This is a genomic window from Pseudomonas sp. S31 (assembly GCF_016648105.1).
Lineage (GTDB): Bacteria > Pseudomonadota > Gammaproteobacteria > Pseudomonadales > Pseudomonadaceae > Aquipseudomonas.
This window is the reverse complement of sequence record NZ_JACVVE010000088.1, coordinates 1-935: the sequence shown is the minus strand read 5'-3', so window position 1 is coordinate 935 and position 935 is coordinate 1. Positions and strand designations below refer to the sequence as shown.

General features: G+C 51.3%; 1 rRNA gene. It reads right to left on the bottom strand.

Features of this window, described 5'->3' with window-relative positions:
- Positions 1-935 (bottom strand): 23S ribosomal RNA (locus IAE37_RS28580); the annotation flags it as partial.

Below are 935 nucleotides of genomic sequence, written 5' to 3'. Positions count from 1 at the left end.
CAACTCACCTTCACAGGCTTACAGAACGCTCCTCTACCGCATCACCATAAGGTGATACCCGTAGCTTCGGTGCATGGTTTGAGCCCCGTTACATCTTCCGCGCAGGCCGACTCGACTAGTGAGCTATTACGCTTTCTTTAAAGGATGGCTGCTTCTAAGCCAACCTCCTAGCTGTCTAAGCCTTCCCACATCGTTTCCCACTTAACCATGACTTTGGGACCTTAGCTGACGGTCTGGGTTGTTTCCCTTTTCACGACGGACGTTAGCACCCGCCGTGTGTCTCCCATGCTCGGCACTTCCAGGTATTCGGAGTTTGCATCGGTTTGGTAAGTCGGGATGACCCCCTAGCCGAAACAGTGCTCTACCCCCTGGAGTGATACATGAGGCGCTACCTAAATAGCTTTCGAGGAGAACCAGCTATCTCCGAGCTTGATTAGCCTTTCACTCCGATCCACAGGTCATCCGCTAACTTTTCAACGGTAGTCGGTTCGGTCCTCCAGTCAGTGTTACCTAACCTTCAACCTGCCCATGGATAGATCGCCCGGTTTCGGGTCTATACCCAGCGACTAAACGCCCTATTAAGACTCGCTTTCGCTACGCCTCCCCTATTCGGTTAAGCTCGCCACTGAATATAAGTCGCTGACCCATTATACAAAAGGTACGCAGTCACCTAACAAAGTAGGCTCCCACTGCTTGTACGCATACGGTTTCAGGTTCTATTTCACTCCCCTCTCCGGGGTTCTTTTCGCCTTTCCCTCACGGTACTGGTTCACTATCGGTCAGTCAGTAGTATTTAGCCTTGGAGGATGGTCCCCCCATGTTCAGACAAAGTTTCTCGTGCTCCGTCCTACTCGATTTCATTGACAAGAGATTTTCGTGTACGGGGCTATCACCCACTATGGCCGCACTTTCCAGAGCGTTCCACTAATCTCAAA